The organism is Halalkalibacterium halodurans, from assembly GCF_004376175.1.
In the GTDB taxonomy this organism is placed as follows: domain Bacteria; phylum Bacillota; class Bacilli; order Bacillales; family Bacillaceae_D; genus Halalkalibacterium; species Halalkalibacterium halodurans.
Genome location: NZ_SNUY01000006.1, coordinates 32,027 through 53,552, shown reverse-complemented (window position 1 = coordinate 53,552; position 21,526 = coordinate 32,027). Strand labels below are relative to the sequence as shown.

18 protein-coding genes are annotated in these 21,526 nt (G+C 45.5%); all 18 read left to right on the top strand.

All coding sequences use genetic code 11. The features are described 5' to 3' along the window. Positions 1 to 8: 8 nt before the first annotated feature. The 18 genes from E2L07_RS03340 (at position 9) to E2L07_RS03255 (ending at position 21,513) form a co-directional block, all read left to right on the top strand. The gene (locus tag E2L07_RS03340; RefSeq protein WP_010898576.1) at positions 9 to 779 is read left to right on the top strand and encodes an isoprenyl transferase; all 771 of its coding nucleotides are present in this window, start codon (positions 9 to 11) and stop codon (positions 777 to 779) included. A gap of 18 nt (positions 780 to 797) precedes the next feature. After that, the gene (locus tag E2L07_RS03335; RefSeq protein ID WP_010898575.1) at positions 798 to 1,592 is read left to right on the top strand and encodes a phosphatidate cytidylyltransferase; all 795 of its coding nucleotides are present in this window, start codon (positions 798 to 800) and stop codon (positions 1,590 to 1,592) included. Between the two features lie 27 nt (positions 1,593 to 1,619). Continuing rightward, positions 1,620 to 2,768: a 1-deoxy-D-xylulose-5-phosphate reductoisomerase gene (gene dxr / locus E2L07_RS03330; protein ID WP_134228841.1), complete on the top strand. Its 1,149-nt coding sequence runs from the start codon at positions 1,620 to 1,622 to the stop codon at positions 2,766 to 2,768. Between the two features lie 15 nt (positions 2,769 to 2,783). Then, positions 2,784 to 4,046 carry an RIP metalloprotease RseP gene (gene rseP / locus E2L07_RS03325; RefSeq protein ID WP_010898573.1) on the top strand — a complete coding sequence of 421 codons (1,263 nt, stop codon included), beginning with the start codon at positions 2,784 to 2,786 and terminating at the stop codon, positions 4,044 to 4,046. A gap of 43 nt (positions 4,047 to 4,089) precedes the next feature. Then, on the top strand, positions 4,090 to 5,799 hold the full coding sequence (locus tag E2L07_RS03320; RefSeq protein ID WP_134228840.1) for a proline--tRNA ligase: 1,710 nt from the start codon (positions 4,090 to 4,092) through the stop codon (positions 5,797 to 5,799). 135 nt (positions 5,800 to 5,934) lie between these two features. After that, the gene (locus tag E2L07_RS03315; protein WP_134228839.1) at positions 5,935 to 10,236 is read left to right on the top strand and encodes a PolC-type DNA polymerase III; all 4,302 of its coding nucleotides are present in this window, start codon (positions 5,935 to 5,937) and stop codon (positions 10,234 to 10,236) included. A gap of 261 nt (positions 10,237 to 10,497) precedes the next feature. Beyond that, a complete protein-coding gene (rimP, locus tag E2L07_RS03310; protein ID WP_010898570.1) occupies positions 10,498 to 10,968 on the top strand; it encodes a ribosome maturation factor RimP in 471 nt (156 codons plus the stop codon). Between the two features lie 23 nt (positions 10,969 to 10,991). Next, complete coding sequence (gene nusA / locus E2L07_RS03305) at positions 10,992 to 12,140, top strand: transcription termination factor NusA (protein WP_134228838.1); 1,149 nt, start codon at positions 10,992 to 10,994, stop codon at positions 12,138 to 12,140. Positions 12,141 to 12,154: 14 nt separating this feature from the next. After that, positions 12,155 to 12,430 carry an RNase P modulator RnpM gene (gene rnpM / locus E2L07_RS03300; protein WP_010898568.1) on the top strand — a complete coding sequence of 92 codons (276 nt, stop codon included), beginning with the start codon at positions 12,155 to 12,157 and terminating at the stop codon, positions 12,428 to 12,430. Then, entirely contained in the window at positions 12,427 to 12,732 is a 306-nt protein-coding gene (locus E2L07_RS03295; RefSeq protein ID WP_010898567.1) for a YlxQ family RNA-binding protein, read from the top strand. Before rnpM ends, E2L07_RS03295 begins: the two co-directional genes overlap by 4 nt. Before the next feature lie 15 nt (positions 12,733 to 12,747). Beyond that, positions 12,748 to 14,940, top strand: coding sequence for a translation initiation factor IF-2 (gene infB, locus E2L07_RS03290; protein WP_134228837.1), 2,193 nt, complete (start codon positions 12,748 to 12,750; stop codon positions 14,938 to 14,940). Next, positions 14,937 to 15,218, top strand: coding sequence for a DUF503 domain-containing protein (locus E2L07_RS03285; protein WP_010898565.1), 282 nt, complete (start codon positions 14,937 to 14,939; stop codon positions 15,216 to 15,218). The genes infB and E2L07_RS03285 overlap by 4 nt, the downstream gene beginning before the upstream one ends. A gap of 27 nt (positions 15,219 to 15,245) precedes the next feature. After that, on the top strand, positions 15,246 to 15,596 hold the full coding sequence (gene rbfA / locus E2L07_RS03280) for a 30S ribosome-binding factor RbfA (protein WP_010898564.1): 351 nt from the start codon (positions 15,246 to 15,248) through the stop codon (positions 15,594 to 15,596). A 101-nt stretch (positions 15,597 to 15,697) separates the two neighbouring features. Continuing rightward, entirely contained in the window at positions 15,698 to 16,612 is a 915-nt protein-coding gene (gene truB / locus E2L07_RS03275; protein WP_276399876.1) for a tRNA pseudouridine(55) synthase TruB, read from the top strand. Positions 16,613 to 16,630: 18 nt separating this feature from the next. After that, the gene (gene ribF / locus E2L07_RS03270; protein WP_010898562.1) at positions 16,631 to 17,572 is read left to right on the top strand and encodes a bifunctional riboflavin kinase/FAD synthetase; all 942 of its coding nucleotides are present in this window, start codon (positions 16,631 to 16,633) and stop codon (positions 17,570 to 17,572) included. Between the two features lie 156 nt (positions 17,573 to 17,728). Continuing rightward, entirely contained in the window at positions 17,729 to 17,998 is a 270-nt protein-coding gene (gene rpsO, locus E2L07_RS03265; RefSeq protein WP_010898561.1) for a 30S ribosomal protein S15, read from the top strand. 143 nt (positions 17,999 to 18,141) lie between these two features. Beyond that, positions 18,142 to 20,256, top strand: coding sequence for a polyribonucleotide nucleotidyltransferase (pnp, locus tag E2L07_RS03260; protein WP_010898560.1), 2,115 nt, complete (start codon positions 18,142 to 18,144; stop codon positions 20,254 to 20,256). A 285-nt stretch (positions 20,257 to 20,541) separates the two neighbouring features. Further along, the gene (locus E2L07_RS03255; RefSeq protein WP_010898559.1) at positions 20,542 to 21,513 is read left to right on the top strand and encodes a polysaccharide deacetylase family protein; all 972 of its coding nucleotides are present in this window, start codon (positions 20,542 to 20,544) and stop codon (positions 21,511 to 21,513) included. The last annotated feature ends 13 nt before the right edge of the window (positions 21,514 to 21,526 follow it).

The window sequence follows — 21,526 nt, the reverse complement described above, 5'->3', positions numbered from 1 at the left end:
GGCTATCCATGCTTGAAAAGTTTTCAAAGTGGAAGGGAAATCGTTCAAATCATACGACACCTTCCCATTCGCTTGATGAATCAGCAATTCCAAAACATGTGGCCATTATTATGGATGGAAATGGCCGTTGGGCCAAGAAAAAAGGTCTTCCTCGCATAGCAGGACACCGCGAGGGGATGAAAGTCATTAATAAAATTGTCCGAAAAGCCATTGATTTAAAGATTGAAGTGCTGTCCCTATACGCATTTTCTACGGAAAATTGGAAGCGTCCAAGAACAGAAGTAGATTATTTGCTTAAGCTTCCCGAACGTTTCTTAAAGCTCGAGCTGCCAAACTTGATGGAAGAAAATGTACAAGTGCGAATCATGGGGGGATTGGACACCTTACCGGAGCACACAGCGAAGGCTGTCACAAAAGCGATGGAGGAAACGAAAGATAACACGGGCCTTATATTAAACTTTGCGCTAAATTACGGCAGTCGATATGAAATGGTGGAAGCGATGAAACAGGTTGCCAAAGAAGTAGAGACGGGAACCCTTTCGAGCGATGCCATTACAGAAGACGTGATTAGCCGCCATTTAATGACGGCTGACCTCCGCGACCCAGATTTGCTGATCCGAACGAGTGGAGAAATACGCTTGAGCAATTTTATGCTATGGCAATTAGCTTACAGTGAATTTTGGTTTACCGATGTGCTTTGGCCGGATTTTACAGAACATCATTTGACGGAAGCGATCGCTGTCTATCAAAAACGGGCACGGCGCTATGGAGGCGTTTAAGAAAGGGGCGAACCTCTTTTGAAACAAAGGGTTGTTACAGCCATTATTTTTGGACTAGTTTTTCTAACATTCGTCGTTGTAGGCGGGCTTCCGTTTACGATGTTTATCATTGTCGTCGCAACGATCGCAATGAGCGAATTGTTAAAAATGAAAAAGATTGCGCCTTTCTCACCGATGGGGGCGTTCAGCCTTTTGCCAATGTGGATGCTGCTCCTGCCGAACGATTGGTTTAAAGTAGTTATTCCTGACTTCACGAAGGTTGAAATTTTCATCTTTTTTATATTATTTCTTTTGTTACTTACCGTATTAACGAAAAATACATTTACATTTGATGAGGCAGGGTTCGTGATCCTCTCTTCAGCGTACATAGGATATGGATTTCATTTTTTACTATTAAGTCGCGAAATCCCCGAAATCGGGCTTCCTCTCGTCTTTTTCGTCTTGTTTGTTATCTGGGCGACCGATTCAGGCGCTTATTTTGCAGGACGGGCGTTCGGCAAGCATAAGCTTTGGCCACACATTAGCCCGAATAAGACGATCGAAGGGTCCATCGGAGGAATCATATTAGCGGTTATCATCGGTAGCCTTTTTTACTGGATTATGCCGCTATTTTCCTCTTATGGAGTCGCTCTTGCGGTGATCGTAGTCGCTTCTGTCTTCGGGCAGCTTGGTGATCTTGTGGAATCCGCCTTAAAGCGTCACTATGCCGTAAAAGATTCAGGGACTGTCTTGCCAGGTCATGGTGGAATATTAGACCGGTTTGACAGCTTGATTTATGTCATGCCCATCTTGCATTTATTGCATTTGCTTTAACGTCTATTTAGAAGTGTAGGTGAAAATGTGAAAGGTATCAGTGTATTAGGAGCAACTGGATCCATAGGGACGCAAACATTGGACGTGCTGGCGAACCACCGAGACAAATTTCGCCTTGTCGCCATGTCTGTAGGAAAAAATTTAGCGCTCGCAGAAGAGCAGATTCATCAATTTAAACCGCCTCTAGTGTCAGTCATGACAGATGAGGATCGGAAAACGTTGGCTTCCAAAGTTCCAGAAGGTACGAGAGTTGTCTGTGGAGAAGAAGGACTTATCGAAGTGGCAACTGCCGAGAAAGCCGAGATTCTTGTCAATGCCGTTATTGGTAGCGTCGGATTAGCTCCAACTCTCGCGGCGATTGAAGCAAAGAAAACGATTGCTCTCGCGAATAAAGAAACCCTTGTTACAGCGGGACATCTTGTAACAGAAAAAGCAAGGGAAAATGGCGTAAAGCTGCTGCCAGTTGATAGTGAACATTCGGCCATCTTCCAAGCGTTGCAAGGAGAACGGATGGATCGATTGCACCGAATCATCATTACCGCCTCTGGAGGGAGCTTTCGCGATAAATCACGGGACGAGTTAAACGGTGTAACCGTAGAGGATGCCTTAAAACACCCTAATTGGTCCATGGGGGCAAAAATTACAATCGATTCGGCAACGATGATGAACAAGGGGCTTGAAGTTATTGAAGCCCACTGGTTGTTCAATCTTCCGTATGAAAAAATTGATGTGTTGCTACATAAAGAAAGCATTATCCATTCCATGGTAGAGTTTGTCGATCGAAGTGTCATTGCCCAGCTAGGGACACCCGATATGCGCGTGCCGATCCAATATGCCCTTTCCTATCCCGACCGACTTGAATTTCATAAGGGACAACAGTTAAACTTATGGGAAGTAGGTAAGCTTCATTTTGCTCCATTAGATATGGAACGTTTCCGTTGTATGGCGTTCGCATACGAATCAGGAAAGCAAGGTGGAACGATGCCTACGGTCTTAAATGCAGCGAATGAAGAAGCCGTCGAGTTGTTTTTAAACAACCAGCTATCGTTTTTAGGCATTGAAGATGTGATTGAAAAGGCGCTTGAACGACACGAGCGCATCGATTCACCAAGTTTAGCGGACATTTTACATGTCGATCAAGAAACGAGAGCGTTTGTCCACTCGTTGATAAAATAAAGGTGGGGTATAACTGTGCAAACACTAATTGCTTTTTTAGTGATGTTTGGGGTCTTAGTTTCTGTTCATGAATGGGGGCATCTCTATTTTGCAAAAAGGGCAGGCATCTTGTGTCGCGAGTTTGCGATCGGGTTTGGACCAAAACTGTTCTCATGGAAAAGAAATGAGACAGTTTACACGATTCGTTTAATTCCTCTTGGAGGATACGTGCGTATGGCGGGCGAAGATCCAGAGTTGATTACCATTAAACCTGGATATGAAGTGGGGCTCGTGTTTAATGAAAAAAACGTAGTGTCTCGCATCATTGTGAACAACAAATCAAAGCATCCAGAAGCACAGGTTGTCCAAGTAGAGCGCATTGACTTAGAACGTGAACTGTTCATTGAGGCCTATGACGACGACGGTGAACGGAAGCGATGGGACGTCGATCCAAAAGCGGAGATGGTACAAGATGAAGAGGCAACACAAATTGCCCCTTATGATCGGCAATTCGGTTCAAAATCGGTAGCACAGCGAGCATTGGCGATTTTTGCAGGCCCTTTAATGAACTTTGTCTTAGCGTTTGTCCTGCTTGCCGCTTATGGCTTTATGCAAGGAATTCCTGTAGAAGACCCAGTTGTCGGAAATATCGCTGAAAATAGTGCAGCTGAGACTGCTGGCTTGCAGAAGGGCGACTATGTGCTAAGCATTGATGGTCAGACTCTTGAGACATGGGTTGATATGACGATGATCATCCAACAACACCCAAATGAAGAGATTACTTTTGAAGTGGAGCGGGCAGGACAAATTTTGCAAATTCCGGTCACACCCAATCAGGTCGAAGGGATGGATGGTGAGCCAATTGGCTTAGTAGGGATCGAACGCCCAGCACCAGAACCGGCCACTCTCGTTTCAGGTCTTCAATTCGGAGCGACGCAAACCTACACGTATATGACGATGATTTTTGACGTGCTTCGACTGCTCGTCACAGGTCAATTTTCTTTAGATTACGTAGCAGGTCCTGTCGGGATTGTCAATTATACTGGCCAGGCAGCGGAAATGGGTATATTTGTCCTATTACAATGGACAGCAGCGCTGAGTGTTAACTTGGGGATCGTCAACTTGCTACCATTGCCTGCCCTTGATGGCGGGAGACTCGTCTTTTTAGGTTTGGAGGCGGTGCGCGGGAAACCGCTCGATCCGAGCAAGGAGTCGCTCGTTCATTTCGTCGGTTTTGCGCTATTAATGCTCCTCGTCCTTGTCGTCACATGGAATGATATTAACCGGTTGTTTTTATAAAAAGCATTTAAATGATGAGTAGATATGAAAGAAGGGACGTTTCATGAAACAATCTTTTTTCCTCGTGCCAACGATGAGAGAAGTTCCAGCAGACGCAGATGTCGTAAGCCATCAGCTGATGCTACGAGCTGGGATGATCCGTCAAGTGGCCGCAGGTATTTATACGTACTTACCACTTGCACGTCGAGTAATTCGTAAAATCGAATCAATTGTAAGGGAAGAGCTCGATCAAACTGGAGCGCAAGAGATTACGATGCCAACGTTGCATCCTGCAGAGCTCTGGCAAGAATCTGGACGCTGGGAAAAGTATGGTGACGAGCTCATGAGGCTAACGGATCGGCATAACCGTCAGTTTGCCCTCGGCCCGACCCACGAAGAGGTCATTACATCCCTCATTCGTGATAGCATCAACTCCTATAAAAAATTACCGCTCAACGTTTATCAAATTCAGTCGAAGTTCCGTGATGAACGAAGGCCTCGGTTCGGACTCCTTCGCGGACGCGAATTTATTATGAAAGACGCTTACTCGTTTCACACGGGTGGTGAAAGCTTAGATGAGATGTACAAGGTAATGTATGATGCTTACAGTCGCATCTTTCGCCGTGCAGGCCTTAACGTGCGCCCAGTTATCGCTGATTCTGGTGCCATTGGTGGGAAGGATACCCATGAATTTATGGCCCTTGCTGATGTGGGCGAAGATACGATCGCTTACTCCGATCAATCGGATTATGCGGCGAATATTGAGATGGCAGCTGTCAAGGTAAACTACACACGCCCAGATGAGCCATTGCTTGAGCGGGAGTTAGTTGATACGGGAGATGCCAAAACGATTCGTGCAGTGGCAGAGAGATTGTCTGTTCAAGAGGAAAAAATCATTAAGTCACTGCTCGTATCGATCGATGACGAATGGGCCCTTATTTTACTCCGCGGCGATCACGAGCTGAATGACATTAAGCTGAAGCACGCTTTAGGCGCTTCAGACATTCGCTTAGCAACAGAGGAAGAAGTATTAGAGGTGATTGGTACCGAGGTGGGGACAATTGGTCCTATCGATGTAAAAGGGATGAAAGTCATTGCTGATCACGGTATTAAATCCATTGTAAACGGTGTGTGCGGAGCAAATGAAAGCAACAAGCACTTTGTTCATGTCAATGAGGGGCGTGACTTTACCGTCGACACATACGCAGATCTTCGCTTTATTCAAGAAGGGGACCCATCTCCAGATGGAAAAGGAACGATCCGCTTTGCTCAGGGGATTGAAGTCGGTCAAGTGTTTAAGCTCGGTACCGTTTATTCCGAAAAGCTTGGAGCCACGTTTTTAGATGAAAACGGGAAGTCCCAGCCAATGCTTATGGGCTGTTATGGCATTGGTGTGTCTCGGATGGTGGCAGCTGTCATTGAACAGCATCATGACGAGGATGGGATCGTCTGGCCGACGTCAGTCGCCCCATTTGACGTTCATGTGCTTGCGTTAAATGTGAAGAAGGAAGAGCAGATGAAACTAGCAGACTCGGTCTATCATTCTTTGCAACAAGCGGGTCTGGATGTTTTGTTGGATGATCGACCAGAGCGTGCCGGAGTGAAGTTTAAAGACGCTGATTTAATTGGCTTACCGCTCCGTGTCGCCGTCGGAAAACGGGCAGATGAAGGCTATGTGGAAGTGAAAGTCCGCAAAACAGGTGAAGTGATTGAGGTCCATGCAGATGAGCTGGTACCGACAATTCAAGCGAAGTTGCAGCAGCTAGCAGAGTAAGGGAAGCGTGAGAATGGTACCTCTCATCTGGAGGTACCTTCATTTTTGCCTGCTTCTTGTAAGGAAGCGAAGAATAAACAGAGATAATCTAGCTATTAACGAACACTTTTGCTTTTTTGTAAAGGAGGGAGAAGGATGAACGAAGAACAACGCGTGCGCCAGGAGCGCTTCAAATTGTTAATGGAGCAGCTACTCATCCCGGAAGACGTAACAGCTAACCATTTGAAGGATGGAAAAATCGAAAAGCTCACGATCAAAAAAGATGAGCGCCGATGGCACTTTCAGTTGTCTATACCGACGGTGTTACCCGCTTCCATCTATGAGCTACTTGCCGATCGCTTGGTTCAGACGTTCTCTCACATTGCCAAGGTGAGCTTTCAGATCCAATATGGACAACCGGATCTCTCAGAACAAGTGTGGCAATCCTATTGGCCATTGATCGTTGCTAAACTAACGAATATCTCGCAACCACTTAAAGAAATGCTTGAGAAGCAAACACCGCGCTTTGACGGCAAAAGACTTGTCATTCAAGTCGGAAATGAAACAGAAGCAATCGCGTTAAAGCGGAAGTTGACGGAACCGTTGCAGCAAGCGGTGCAATCGTTTGGCTTCCCGGCTGTGCAATTAGATGCGGAAGTCAAGGAATCGAAGCAGGCGTTTGAAAAATTTGTCGAACAGCGAAAGCAAGAAGATCATTCGAAAGTGGTTGAAGCGATACTAGAAAAGAAAAAGCTTGAACAGCAAGTGGAAAAGAAGATGAAGGAAGAGAAGCTGACGATTGGTTATCCGATCAAGGATGAACCCGTTCCCCTCGAGACGATCGTGGAGGAAGAACGCCGTATTACCGTTCAAGGTTACATATTTGCAGCCGAGACAAAGGAGCTTCGCAGCGGGCGGACGCTATTAACCTTTAAGATTACAGATTACACCGATTCGATCTTGGTGAAAATGTTCTCTCGTGATAAAGAAGACATTCCGTTATTACAAGCTGTGAAAAAAGGAATGTGGGTAAAAGTTCGTGGCGGGGTTCAAAACGATACGTTCGTTCGCGATCTTGTGATGATTGCGAACGACGTCAATGAAGTAAGTGGAAAAGAGACGAAAGATGAAGCACCAGACGATGAAAAGCGGGTTGAGCTCCATTTGCATACGGCAATGAGTCAAATGGATGGTATTTCGTCTGCGGGTGCGTATGTAACGCAAGCGAGCAAATGGGGCCACAAGGCGATTGCCATTACTGACCATGGCGTTGTTCAGGCGTTTCCTGAGGCGTACGGTGCTAGTCAGAAGCACGGGATCAAAGTCATTTATGGGGTTGAAGCAAACTTGGTCGATGACGGTGTACCGATTGCCTATAATGAAGCCCACATACCGCTTCTCGATAGCGAATTTGTCGTTTTCGACGTGGAGACGACTGGTCTTTCTGCCGTTTACAACAAAATTATTGAGCTTGCGGCAGTTAAAGTGAAAAACGGTGAAATCATTGATCGGTTCGAGCGATTTGCCGACCCTCATGAACCGCTCACCAATACGATTATTGAGCTAACAGGAATCACGGATGATATGCTGAAAGGCCAACCGGAAGTGGAGCAAGTGCTCAATGAATTTCATGCGTTTATCGGCGATGCCGTCCTCGTCGCCCACAACGCCAGCTTTGATATGGGGTTCCTCAATACAGGATTTCAAAAAATGGGGCTCGGTGAAGCAAAAAATCCGGTCATAGACACATTAGAGTTAGGACGCTTTCTTTACCCAACACTGAAAAACCACCGCCTAAATACGCTTTGCAAAAAGTTTGACATCGAGCTCGTAAGCCATCACCGGGCGATTTATGATGCGGAAGCAACAGGACATTTGCTTTGGAGAATGGTTAAAGACGCGACGGAGCGAGACATTTTGTATCATGACCAATTAAACGACAACATGGGGGAAGGAAATTTCCACCGCCAACGGCCGTCCCATTGCATTTTGCTTGCACAAACGCAAGAAGGGTTAAAAAACTTATATAAGCTCGTGTCCATGGCCCATGTCGAATACTTTTATCGTACACCGCGCATCCCTCGTTCTCAGTTGCAAAAGCATCGGGAAGGGATCCTCGTTGGCTCTGGTTGCGACAAAGGTGAAGTGTTCGAGGGTATGATGCAAAAAACTCCGCAAGAAGTAGAAGAAATCGCCAAATTCTATGATTATATCGAAGTCCAGCCGCTAGCAAACTATGAACATTTGATCGAAAAAGAGCTTGTGAAAAGCCGCGAAGCGTTGCAAGAAATCGTAGCGAATATCGTCAAGCTTGGAGAGCAGCTTGGCAAGCCAGTTGTTGCGACAGGAAATGCCCACTACCTTAAGGAAGAAGATTACATTTATCGAAAAATATTAATTGCTTCACAGGGCGGGGCCAATCCTTTAAATAAGCAAACACTCCCGCAAGTTCATTTTCGAACAACATCGGAAATGCTAGAGGCGTTCGCCTTTTTAGGGGAAGAGAAGGCGAAAGAGATCGTAGTCACGAACACGAATCACATTGCAGATCAGATCGAAGAGATTCATCCGATTCCAGATAAATTGTACACTCCGAAAATTGAAGGGGCCGATGAGGAAATTCGGCAAATGAGCTACAATAGAGCCCGGAAGATTTACGGTGATCCTCTACCTGAAATTGTGGAAGCCCGGCTAGAAAAAGAGCTTAAGAGCATCATCGGACACGGGTTTGCGGTTATTTACTTAATCTCGCATAAACTTGTAAAGAAGTCACTCGATGACGGCTACCTAGTCGGTTCTCGTGGCTCGGTCGGTTCATCGTTTGTGGCGACGATGACTGAGATTACTGAAGTGAACCCGTTGCCGCCTCATTACGTATGCCCTAACTGTCATCATTCTCATTTCTTTAATGATGGGTCGGTCGGTTCTGGCTACGACTTGCCAGATGAAAATTGTCCAAAATGCGGAACACCTTATGTAAAAGACGGACAAGACATTCCGTTCGAAACGTTCCTCGGCTTTAAAGGGGACAAGGTTCCTGATATAGATTTGAACTTCTCGGGGGAGTATCAGCCTAGAGCCCATAACTATACGAAAGAGCTGTTCGGTGAATCGTACGTCTACCGTGCAGGAACTATCGGTACAGTTGCGGAAAAAACAGCTTACGGATATGTTAAAGGCTACCAAAGTGATCACGACCTCCACTTCCGCGGGGCAGAGATCGACCGACTTGTGACGGGCTGTACGGGGGTAAAAAGGACGACCGGTCAGCATCCGGGCGGAATTATTGTTGTTCCAGATTATATGGACATTCACGACTTTTGCCCGATTCAATTCCCGGCAGATGACCGCGGAGCCGAATGGAAAACGACTCATTTCGACTTCCATTCCATCCATGACAACTTGCTAAAGCTCGATATTCTAGGACACGATGATCCAACGGTCATCCGAATGCTCCAAGATTTGAGTGGGATTGATCCAAAAACAATCCCGACGGATGACCCAGAAGTGATGAAAATCTTCAGTGGTCCAGACGTGTTAGGTGTTACTGAGCAACAAATTCTGTGTAAGACAGGAACGCTTGGGATTCCTGAGTTTGGAACAAGGTTCGTGCGGCAGATGTTAGAGGAAACAAAGCCGAGTACGTTTTCAGAACTCGTACAAATTTCAGGCCTATCTCACGGAACAGACGTATGGCTTAACAATGCGAACGAGCTCATTTATAACGGAACGTGTGAGTTAAAAGATGTGATCGGCTGCCGGGACGATATTATGGTTTACTTGATCTATAAAGGACTTGAACCATCACTTGCCTTTAAAATTATGGAGTTTGTCCGTAAAGGGAAAGGCCTTCAGCCAGAATGGATTGAAGAAATGAAAAAGCATGATGTGCCTGATTGGTACATCGGCTCCTGCTTAAAAATCAAATACATGTTCCCGAAAGCTCACGCCGCTGCTTACGTTTTAATGGCGGTTCGGATCGCTTACTTTAAAGTCCATTATCCGATCCTTTATTACGCCTCTTATTTTACGGTTCGAGCAGACGATTTTGACCTCGATACGATGGTAAAAGGCTCGGCAGCCATTCGGGCGAAAATCGAGGAGATTAACGGTAAAGGACTCGATGCATCTCCGAAAGAGAAAAGCTTGCTGACTGTCCTTGAACTTGCGTTAGAAATGGTCGAGCGTGGCTTCTCCTTCCAAAAAGTTGACCTATATCGCTCAGAAGCGACTGAGTTTCTTGTGGAGGGCAATACGCTTATCCCACCGTTCAACGCGCTGACAGGTGTTGGAACAAATGCTGCGATTAACATCGTTAAAGCAAGAGATGAGCGGGAGTTCCTTTCGAAGGAAGATTTGCAGCAACGAAGCAAAATAACAAAGACAGTATTAGAAAATCTCGATGCTCACGGGTGCCTGGAAGGATTACCTGAATCGAATCAACTATCGCTGTTTTAGTAGATCATCCTCTAGCCTAGTTGCAAAGAGCGAAAGAGTATGATATTGTTTTTATGGTAATACTTAGAATAGTTTCGGAGCAAAGAGTGGGGAAACCCACTCTTTCGTTTGTTCCTCTATCACAAAGGGAAAACCTCTGGAAGATAGGGGAGCACACGAAGGTGTAAACGTATGTTTTACCAAGCCAAATTTAACAATCGTACGAGCGGTTTTTTTGAAGGAAAACGAAACGACGGAAACAATAAGTGAAGGAGGGTATAGATGGGTAAAAAAGTAGTAGACATTACGGCAGAGCTCGTCAAGCCCATATTGGAGCAGCTTGATCTAGAACTGTACGATGTTGAATTTAAGAAAGAAGGAAAAGACTGGTTCTTGCGTGTGTTCATCGACTCTGAAACAGGCGTCGATTTAGAAGACTGTGGGAAGGTAAGCGAGCGATTAAGTGAAAAGCTCGATGAAACAGATCCTATTGAGCAGGCTTATTTTCTTGAAGTCTCATCCCCTGGAGCAGAGCGCCCGTTAAAAAGGGAAAAGGATTTGTTGCGTTCGATCGGCAAAAACGTTCATGTGACGCTATATGAGCCAATTGATGGAGAAAAAGCGCTTGAGGGAGAACTAACCGAGTTTGACGGTGAAACCTTAACGATCGAGATAAAAATTAAAACGAGGAAGAAGACAGTCACCATTCCGTATGCGAAAGTCGCAAGCGCGAGGCTCGCAGTTGTCTTTTAATTTGAAAGGGGGAAGCTGGCGTCATGAATAGTGAGTTTATGGACGCACTGACAACGCTTGAAAAGGAAAAGGGAATTAGCAAAGAAGTAATCATTGAGGCCATTGAAGCGGCACTTATTTCTGGCTATAAGCGCAATTTTAATCAGGCGCAAAATGTACGTGTGGATGTGAATCGTGAAAATGGTAGCATTCGCGTGTTTGCTAGAAAGGAAGTTGTTGAGGAAGTATTTGATGCAAGACTGGAAATTTCTCTTGATGAAGCCAAAGGGATTAATCCTAACTATGAAGTGGATGATGTGGTGGAAATCGAAGTAACACCAAAAGACTTTGGACGGATTGCCGCGCAAACGGCCAAACAGGTTGTTACACAACGAGTGAGGGAAGCAGAACGTGGCATTATTTATGCCGATTTCATTGACCGCGAAGAGGATATTATGACGGGGATCGTCCAGCGCCAAGACAATCGGTTTATCTATGTTGATTTAGGAAAGGTAGAGGCGCTGTTGCCACTTAGCGAACAAATGCCAAACGAATCGTACCGTCACAACGACCGAATCAAAGCGTACATTACAAAAGTAGAAAAGACGACAAAAGGTCCGCAAATTATGATTTCTCGTACTCATCCTGGTTTATTAAAACGGCTGTTTGAACTCGAAGTACCGGAAATTTATGACGGAACAGTTGAGCTAAAATCGGTTGCCCGTGAAGCGGGAGATCGTTCAAAAATTTCCGTCCATGCGGAAAATCCCGAGGTGGATCCAGTCGGGGCGTGTGTGGGTCCGAAAGGGTCGCGGGTGCAAACAATCGTCAATGAATTAAAAGGCGAAAAGATCGACATCGTTCGCTGGTCTGAAGACCCTGTTGAATATGTAGCGAATGCGCTCAGCCCTTCAAAGGTAGTCAAAGTTAATGTGAACGAAGAAGAAAAAACGACACAGGTCATCGTTCCAGATTATCAACTGTCACTAGCGATTGGTAAGCGTGGACAAAACGCTCGTCTTGCAGCAAAGCTGACAGGATGGAAAATTGACATTAAAAGTGAGAGCGAGGCTCAGGAGCTAGGCTTACTTGAGGATGAAGCAGCTAGCCATGAGACTCTAGTATTGGATCAGGAAACGGCTGATCAGCCAGAAGCGACGGTGGAAACGAGCAAAAACCACGAGGAAGAGTAAAGGGGATGATGCTAATGAAACAACGTAAAATCCCTCTCCGAAAGTGCGTTGTCACAAATGAAATGAAACCAAAGCAAGAATTAATCCGCGTCGTACGCTCACCAGAAGGGAACGTTTTCATTGATCCGACTGGAAAGCAAAACGGACGAGGTGCCTATATTAGCAACAATAAAGAGTGCTTTGAATTGGCAAAGAAAAAAGACATTTTGTCTAAACATTTAAACGTCAAAGTGTCGGATGATGTGTACGACCAGCTAGAGGAAGCGAGACAGCGAGGGAGCTCCAAATGAGTGAGGCAAAGTGGCTATCGCTATTAGGATTGGCCGCTCGCGCCCGCCAATTGCTCACAGGGGAAGAACAAGTGGTGAAAGCCGTCCAAAACGGCCAAGTAACCCTCGTCATCCTTTCATCTGATGCTGGGATTCATACAAAGAAAAAACTTTTAGATAAATGTGGCAGTTATCAAATTCCTGTAAAGGTTGTCGGCAACAGACAGATGCTTGGGCGAGCAATCGGCAAGCATGAGCGCGTTGTGATCGGAGTGAAAGACGCAGGATTTTCTCGAAAGTTAGCCGCATTAATCGACGAATGAGGTGGAGGTAGACATATGAGGAAGATGCGAATATATGAGTACGCCAAAGAAAAAAACCTATCAAGTAAGGAAGTAATCGAAAAGTTAAAAGGTCTTAATGTCCACGTTTCCAACCATATGTCCGTGATCGATGAAAAGACGATCACACTCCTTGAAGGGAACGGGAACCAAAAGCAAGGTGGAAGCGGGAAGTCTGAGCAGCAGAAAAAGGCCGGAGAGAAAAAACCTGCTCAAGACCATGGACAACGTAAGCCGAATCCAGCCCCTGCTAAAGCTAATAATCAACATGACCCCTCCCAAGGTAGCGACCAACAAAAAGGAAAGGCGCAAGATGGGGGACAAAAGCCGAAACACAAGGGCAACAAAAATAAAAAACAACATCAAAAAAACAACAACAATAAGCGAAATCAACGGGGAAGAGGGCGTCAGCCGGAGATGAACAAAGCGAAGCCATTACCGGAGAAAGTGACATTTTCCGGATCACTAACGGTCGGAGAGCTTGCGGAAAAGTTAAACAAAGAGCCGTCTGAGCTTATTAAAAAATTAATGTTTCTCGGCGTGATGGCCACAATTAACCAAGAGCTTGATAAAGATTCAATCGAGTTAATTTGCGAAGACTACGGAGTAGAAGTAGAAGAAGAAGTGATCATTGATGAAACGGACATTGAAAGCTATGTCGTTGAAGATGATCCGTCCCTATTGAAAGAGCGTCCACCTGTCGTAACGATTATGGGTCACGTCGACCATGGGAAAACAACGCTCCTTGATTCGATCAGAAACACGAAAGTAACCGAAGGGGAAGCGGGCGGAATTACGCAACATATCGGTGCTTATCAAGTGACCGTCGAAGGAAAGAAAATCACGTTCCTCGACACACCAGGTCACGCGGCATTTACAACAATGCGAGCACGTGGTGCACAAGTGACGGATATTACGATCCTAGTCGTTGCTGCCGATGACGGTGTGATGCCGCAAACAAAAGAGGCGATCAGCCATGCGAAAGCGGCAGGTGTTCCAATTATTGTTGCGGTTAACAAAATGGATAAGGAAACAGCAAATCCAGATCGTGTCATGCAAGAGTTAACAGAATATGAGCTCGTACCAGAAGCATGGGGAGGCGAAACAATCTTTGTGAACGTCTCGGCTTTAACGGGCACAGGCATTGACGAGTTACTTGAAATGGTGCTTCTCGTGGCTGAAGTGGAGGAGCTGAAGGCAAATCCAGACCGGTTAGCTCGCGGAACGGTCATTGAAGCGGAGCTCGATAAAGGACGCGGTCCAGTTGCTACCCTTCTCGTTCAGAGCGGAACGTTAAAAGTTGGCGATCCAATCGTCGTTGGAAGCACATTTGGCCGCGTGCGGGCGATGGTCAATGACGAAGGTCGTCGCGTGAAAGCAGTGGGACCGTCCACGCCAGTTGAAATTACTGGTTTGAACGATGTACCGCAAGCAGGCGATCAATTCCAAGCATTTGCTGATGAGAAGAAAGCTCGTTCAATCGGGGAAGCTCGCGCGACACGTCAAAAAGAAGAAGAGCGGGCCGAAACATCAAAAGTGAGCCTTGATGATTTGTTTAATCAAATCCAACAAGGGGAAGTTAAAGAGATCAATGTCATTATTAAAGCAGACGTACAAGGATCGGTTGAAGCGATGCGCGGCTCGCTTGAAAAAATAGATGTTGAAGGTGTTAAAATTAACATCATTCATACAGGAGTTGGGGCGATCACTGAGTCCGATATTATTTTAGCTGCGGCGTCCAATGCCATTGTCATCGGATTTAACGTTCGTCCAGATGGAGGAGCGAAGCGGACAGCCGAACAAGAAAAAGTTGACATCCGTCTTCATCGCGTCATCTACAATGCAATTGAGGAAATCGAAGCAGCGATGAAAGGGATGCTCGATCCAGAGTATGAAGAGAAAATTATCGGGCAAGTGGAAGTACGGACAACATTCAAAGTATCTCGTATCGGAACGATTGCTGGTTCCTATGTCACAGAAGGAAAAATCGTTCGCGATGCAACCGTTCGTTTAATCCGTGACGGTGTCGTCATTTACGAAGGAAGTATCAACGCTCTAAAACGCTTTAAGGATGACGTGAAGGAAGTCGCACAAGGATATGAGTGCGGGATTACGCTAGAAAATTTCAATGACATTAAAGAAGGCGACATCATTGAAGCGTACGTCATGGAAGAGATTGAGCGAACATGATCATTGGCGCTGTGTACTGTGAGCTGATCATCTATGATGTCAACTCATTAAAAGCAAAGCGCGCGGTCTTAAAAAGTGTGTTAACACGGCTAAAGCAACGGTACAATGTCGCGGTCGCGGAAACGAACTATCAAGATGTGTGGCAGCGGGCCGAGCTTTCAATTGTCACAGTCGCTTCTGATCGCAGGGTAGCCGAACGGGAGCTACAACGCTCCCTTTCCCTTATTGACGGGGAGCCAGCTCTTGAGCGAGCGCTCACGAATTACGAATGGTTATAACATCGAGCGAAAAGAGGTGAAAAATTCATGAGCAATGTTCGTGCCAACCGTGTCGGTGAACAAATGAAAAAAGAGTTAAGCGATATTTTTATGCGGGAACTGAAAGATCCGCGAATTGAATTTGTGACGGTTACTGGGGTCGACGTTACAGGTGATTTGCAGCAAGCCAATGTGTATATTACGGTCCTTGGTGATGATGAGCAAAAAGAGGCTACTCTTGCTGGACTTTCAAAGGCAAAAGGATTTATTCGCTCAGAAATCGGTAAACGGATTCGCTTACGAAAAACCCCTGAATTGTTTTTCCATTTTGATGAATCCATTGAATACGGAAATCGCATCGAAAAATTACTCCAGGATATTAATCGAGATGGGGAGTAACGGTGCATTAGGATAGGACGCGATGGTTCCTATCCTCTTTTCCATCTTTATGTCTTATTTTCACACGCCGATAGGCACGAGCTAGAGGAGAGAGTCGAACGATGGATATGACAGGAATTTTGCCGTTAGCAAAACCAAGAGGGATGACATCCCATGATTGTGTGGCGAAGCTTAGGCGACTACTGAAAACGAAAAAAGTCGGCCATACGGGGACACTGGACCCTGACGTTTATGGTGTATTGCCGGTTTGTATTGGCCATGCGACCAAAGTGGTCCAGTACATGTCCGACTATCCGAAAGCTTATGAAGGTGAAGTGACGATCGGGTTTTCGACGACAACGGAGGATCGAAGCGGTGATACGGTTGAAACAAAAACGATTCAGCAGCCGTTTGTCGAAGCAGTAGTTGATCAAGTGCTCGCAACATTTGTTGGAGAAATTAAACAAATTCCACCGATGTACTCTGCCGTAAAGGTGAGAGGAAAGCGCTTGTATGAGTATGCACGAGCAGGTATCACTGTCGAACGACCAGAGCGTACGGTCACTATTTTTTCTCTCGAACGAATGAGTGATATAGTCTATGAAGAAGGTGTTTGTCGCTTTCGGTTTAACGTCTCTTGCAGCAAAGGAACGTATGTCCGAACGTTAGCGGTTGACATAGGAAAGGCGCTCGGCTATCCTGCCCATATGTCAGACCTCGTCAGAACGAAGTCAGGTCCTTTTTCATTGGAGGAATGCTTCACCTTTACAGAACTAGAGGAGAGACTAGAACAAGGGGAGGGTTCCTCGCTGTTGCTGCCAATAGAAACAGCGATCTCAGATATCCCTCGTGTGCAAGTGAACAAGGAGATAGAGGAAAAAATTCGCCATGGTGCCGTCTTGCCACAAAAATGGTTCAATCATCCTCGTTTTACGGTTTATAATGAAGAAGGAGCATTGCTTGCTATTTACAAAGCCCATCCGTCGAAGGACGGGTTCGTCAAGCCAGAAAAAATGCTAGCGAATGATCAGCAATAAAAAAGGGGAACAAGGCCGATGGAAACCATCTATTTAACACATCCGATTCAATATGACCGACATGAAAATCCGCCAACCGTCATGGCACTCGGTTATTTTGATGGCGTGCATCTCGGACATCGAACGGTGATCGAAACGGCTGTAAAAATAGCAAAAGAAAAAGGCGCAATGTCTGCTGTTATGACCTTTCATCCGCATCCGAAAGAAGTGTTGCGGAAGCCGTCTGAACCGATGTATTATATTACACCCCTTGAGGATAAAATCACAGAAATCGAAACACTCGGGGTTGATAAGCTATTCGTCGTAACATTTAATGAGATTTTCGCTTCATTAACTCCGCAGCAGTTTGTCGATGAGTATTTACTTTCATTACATACGATTCATGTTGTGGCTGGCTTTGACTTTACATACGGCCAGCTCGGAAAAGGAACGATGGAAACCCTCCCGTTTCATGCCCGTAATCTTTTTTCTCAAACGACTGTCGCTAAGGTGGAGGAGCATGGAACAAAAATTAGTTCAACACATATCCGCCAACTCCTTGACGAGGGCAGAGTAGAAGAGATCTCTCAGTTTCTCGGAAGGGACTATGAGGTGAAAGGGAAGGTCGTACATGGAGAAAAGCGAGGGCGGACAATCGGTTTTCCGACAGCGAACGTTGCACCAATTGCTCGCTATATGATTCCGGCGACGGGCGTATATGTTGTGGAAGCCGTTCTTGATGGTCGGACGCTTCAAGGGGTTTGCAATGTCGGCTATAAACCGACCTTTCACGATTCCACTTGTCACGGGCGGACGATTGAAGTCCATCTCTTTGATTTCGCTAGTCATATTTACGAACGGGGCTTAACCGTACGCTGGAAAAAGCGAATTCGGTCAGAGCAAAAATTTGCTAGCCTCGAAGACTTGAAAAAGCAAATCCAACAAGACACAGAAACCGCAAAAGCATACTTTAATCAATGAAATAAAGATTCAGCTTGCATTTCTATTCGAAACGTTGTAAACTACACTTTGTACTTAACGGGAGATACGATCCCGGAAAAGATCCATTGCTTGGCAAGACGATTTCACCGACGCTTGCTAGGGAATTGGAGTTTTTACTAAAAGGAGGTGGACAGGATGGCATTAACACAAGAACGCAAAAATGAAATTATTAATGAGTTCAAAACCCACGAGAATGATACAGGTTCTCCAGAGGTTCAAGTGGCTATCCTTACTGAGCAAATCAACACGTTGAACGAGCACTTACGTACGCACAAAAAGGATCACCATTCACGCCGTGGTCTTCTTAAAATGGTAGGTCAACGTCGTAACTTGTTAACGTATTTGCGTAACAAGGATGTTACTCGTTATCGTAACCTTGTTGATAAGCTTGGCCTACGTCGATAATGAAGAGAAAAAGCGGGAGATTTCCCGCTTTTTTCTAACGGAAAAAGGCAGGCAAAATTACGTAATGACTCTTTTAATTTCCTCATAAATCGGCAATAATAAAAAAAGATTGTTTAATTTGCGTGCGAGAGGAGTACGTCTGAATGGAACAAGAAAGACATGAGTTTTCTATTGATTGGGCAGGACGGAAGCTCACAGTGGAGACAGGCCAGTTGGCGAAACAGGCAAACGGTGCCGTACTAGTTCGTTACGGCGATACCGCGGTTCTTTCAACAGCTACTGCATCCAAGGAGCCAAAGGACCTTCCGTTTTTTCCACTTACAGTTAATTACGAAGAGCGACTTTATGCAGCCGGAAAAATCCCTGGTGGCTTCATTAAGCGGGAAGGTCGACCAAGTGAAAAAGCGATTTTGGCGAGTCGTTTAATCGACCGTCCGATCCGACCGTTGTTCCCAGAAGGATTTCGTAATGAAGTGCAAGTGATCAGCATTGTCATGAGTGTGGATCAAGATTGTTCCTCTGAAATGGCAGCGATGGTAGGATCATCTTTAGCCCTATCCATCTCTGATATCCCGTTTGAAGGACCTATAGCAGGTGTGACGGTTGGTCGGATTGACGGACAATTTGTCATTAACCCAACGCAGGATCAGCTCGAGAAAAGCGATATTCACTTAGTGGTGGCAGGAACAAAAGACGCGATTAACATGGTAGAGGCCGGAGCTGAAGAAGTACCGGAAGATGTTATGTTAGAAGCGATCATGTTTGGTCATAACGAAATTAAACGCCTAATTGAATTCCAAGAGAAGATTGCAGCTGAAGTTGGAAAATCGAAAACCGATGTGGTGTTAAAGCAAGTAGATCCGATGCTTGAACAAGAAGTTCGCGTAAAAGCGGAGGAGGATTTAAAGCAAGCAGTTCAAGTGCCAGAAAAACATGCCCGTCAAGATGCGATTGAAGCTGTGATGGATAAAGTATTAGAGACGTATGAAGACAATGAGGACGTTCCTTTATCTGAAGTGAATGAAATCTTACATAAAATTGTCAAGGAAGAAGTACGTCGTCTCATCACAGTGGAAAAGATTCGCCCGGATGGTCGTGAGATTGATGAAATCCGTCCACTCTCATCACAAGTGGGGATCTTACCGCGAACACACGGATCTGGCTTGTTCACACGTGGACAAACCCAAGCGCTCAGCATTTGTACACTCGGTGCGTTAGGTGATGTGCAAATTCTTGATGGCCTTGGGATTGAAGAATCGAAGCGGTTTATGCACCATTATAACTTCCCACAATTCAGTGTGGGTGAAACTGGGCCTATTCGTGGACCAGGACGTCGGGAAATTGGTCACGGTGCATTAGGGGAGCGAGCGCTAGAGCCGGTCATTCCGAGCGAACAGGATTTTCCATACACGATCCGTCTCGTTTCTGAAGTTTTAGAATCGAACGGGTCCACATCACAAGCGAGCATTTGTGCCTCTACCTTGGCCATGATGGATGCAGGGGTTCCAATCAAAGCACCCGTTGCGGGCATTGCGATGGGGCTCGTCAAGCAAGATGAGCATGTGAGCGTCCTTACGGATATTCAAGGAATGGAAGATGCCCTTGGTGATATGGACTTTAAAGTGGCGGGTACGAGAAAAGGTGTAACGGCCTTACAGATGGATATTAAAATTTCTGGTATTGATCGAGCTATTCTCGAACAAGCTCTGGAACAAGCACGCAAAGGCCGGATGATCATCCTAGATAACATGCTTGAAGCCATTAGTGAATCTCGCAGTGAGCTTTCACCATATGCGCCAAAAATCTTAACAATGACAATCAATCCTGATAAAATTCGTGATGTTATTGGACCAAGTGGAAAGATGATCAACAAAATCATTGAAGATACAGGTGTAAAGATTGACATTGAGCAAGATGGGACGATCTACATCTCATCAGCTGATACAAACATGAACAACAAAGCCCGTGAAATTATTGAGGACATCGTTCGGGAAGTAGAAGTTGGACAAATGTACCTTGGGACCGTCAAACGGATTGAAAAGTTCGGTGCCTTCGTTGAACTATTTAAAGGAAAAGACGGACTTGTTCATATTTCACAGCTAGCAGAAGAGCGAGTAAATAAGGTCGAAGATGTTGTGAAAATCGGCGATGAAATTCTCGTAAAAGTTATGGAAATTGACAACCAAGGCCGAGTCAACCTGTCGCGCAAAGCAGTGTTGAAGGAGCAAAAAAAGGCGGAAGAGCAGAACCAGAAGTAACTGAAAGAGACTGGAGCCTGTAAACCAGTCTCTTTTTTCAACGATAGAAAACATGAAAATTAGCGGTGAACATCGTTCGACGTAGAAAAAACTTTAGATGTAAAGTATCAGCATCTGCGGCTCTGCTGCCCCTTAAAGTCACCTTGTTTTCTTTAACTCATGAAGGGATGTTAGAGAGTTTGCTGACAAGTGAACTCTCTCCTATACATAATTATAAGCCCCTCTCTCTAACGTTCTAACCTGTCCACCTCTTGCATAGCGTTAATAGAAGAGGGAGGGTGTCACATGAAAAAAATACTCATCCACGGCTGTGTATTTGCAATCATTTTACTCATGACGTACGGAGCGGTTCAAAATCCGTTTTCCTCACAATATATCGGGCAACTAAAAGAAGAGGCACTACCTGTTGCAAAAATGACAGATTCGCTTTACGAAGAAATTAAAGACCGAGCACCTGAGTACGAGCAGCCTGCCATCGACGCAAAAATTGATCGCGTATGGAAAGCGATCCCCGGCTATAATGGGCTTGAGGTAGATGTAGAGAGCTCGTACAATCGGATGAAGCAGGAGGGGCGCTTCGATGAACGCTATCTCGTCTTTCGCGAGACAAAGCCAAGCGTACATTTAGACGATTTGCCCCCTTCCCCTGTTTTTCGCGGCAATCCAGAAAAGCCGATGGTGACGCTGCTTGTAAATGTAGCTTGGGGAAACGAACATTTGCCCACAATGCTCAAAACGATGAACAAGTACGATGTAAAGTCCACTTTTTTTCTTGACGGCTCATGGGTGAAAAAACACCCACAATTAGCTACAATGATAGTAGAGGAAGGGCATGAAATCGGGAATCATGCCTATTCTCATCCAGATATGCAGCGTCTGACACGTGAACGAATGGATGAAGAAATAGTACAAACGAATGAAGTCATCAAGGCAACAATTGAAGTTACACCGAAATGGTTTGCCCCTCCAAGCGGCAGCTACAATGATCTTGTCGTTCAGCGTGCAGCAGAGCACGGAATGCGGACGATTATGTGGTCTGTTGATACAATCGATTGGCGCAATCCAGATCCAAATGAGATGGTTGATCGGGTTTTGAGCAAAGTCCACCCAGGGGCGATGATTTTAATGCATCCAACGGAGTCATCAGCAGCTGGTTTGGAAAACTTAATTCGCGGAATACAAGATAGAGGCTTGCATATTGGAACAGTCTCTGATTTGATGGATGAGTCTCGGATCAATGCAGGTGTAACTCCTTGAGGCGTAAGGAGGA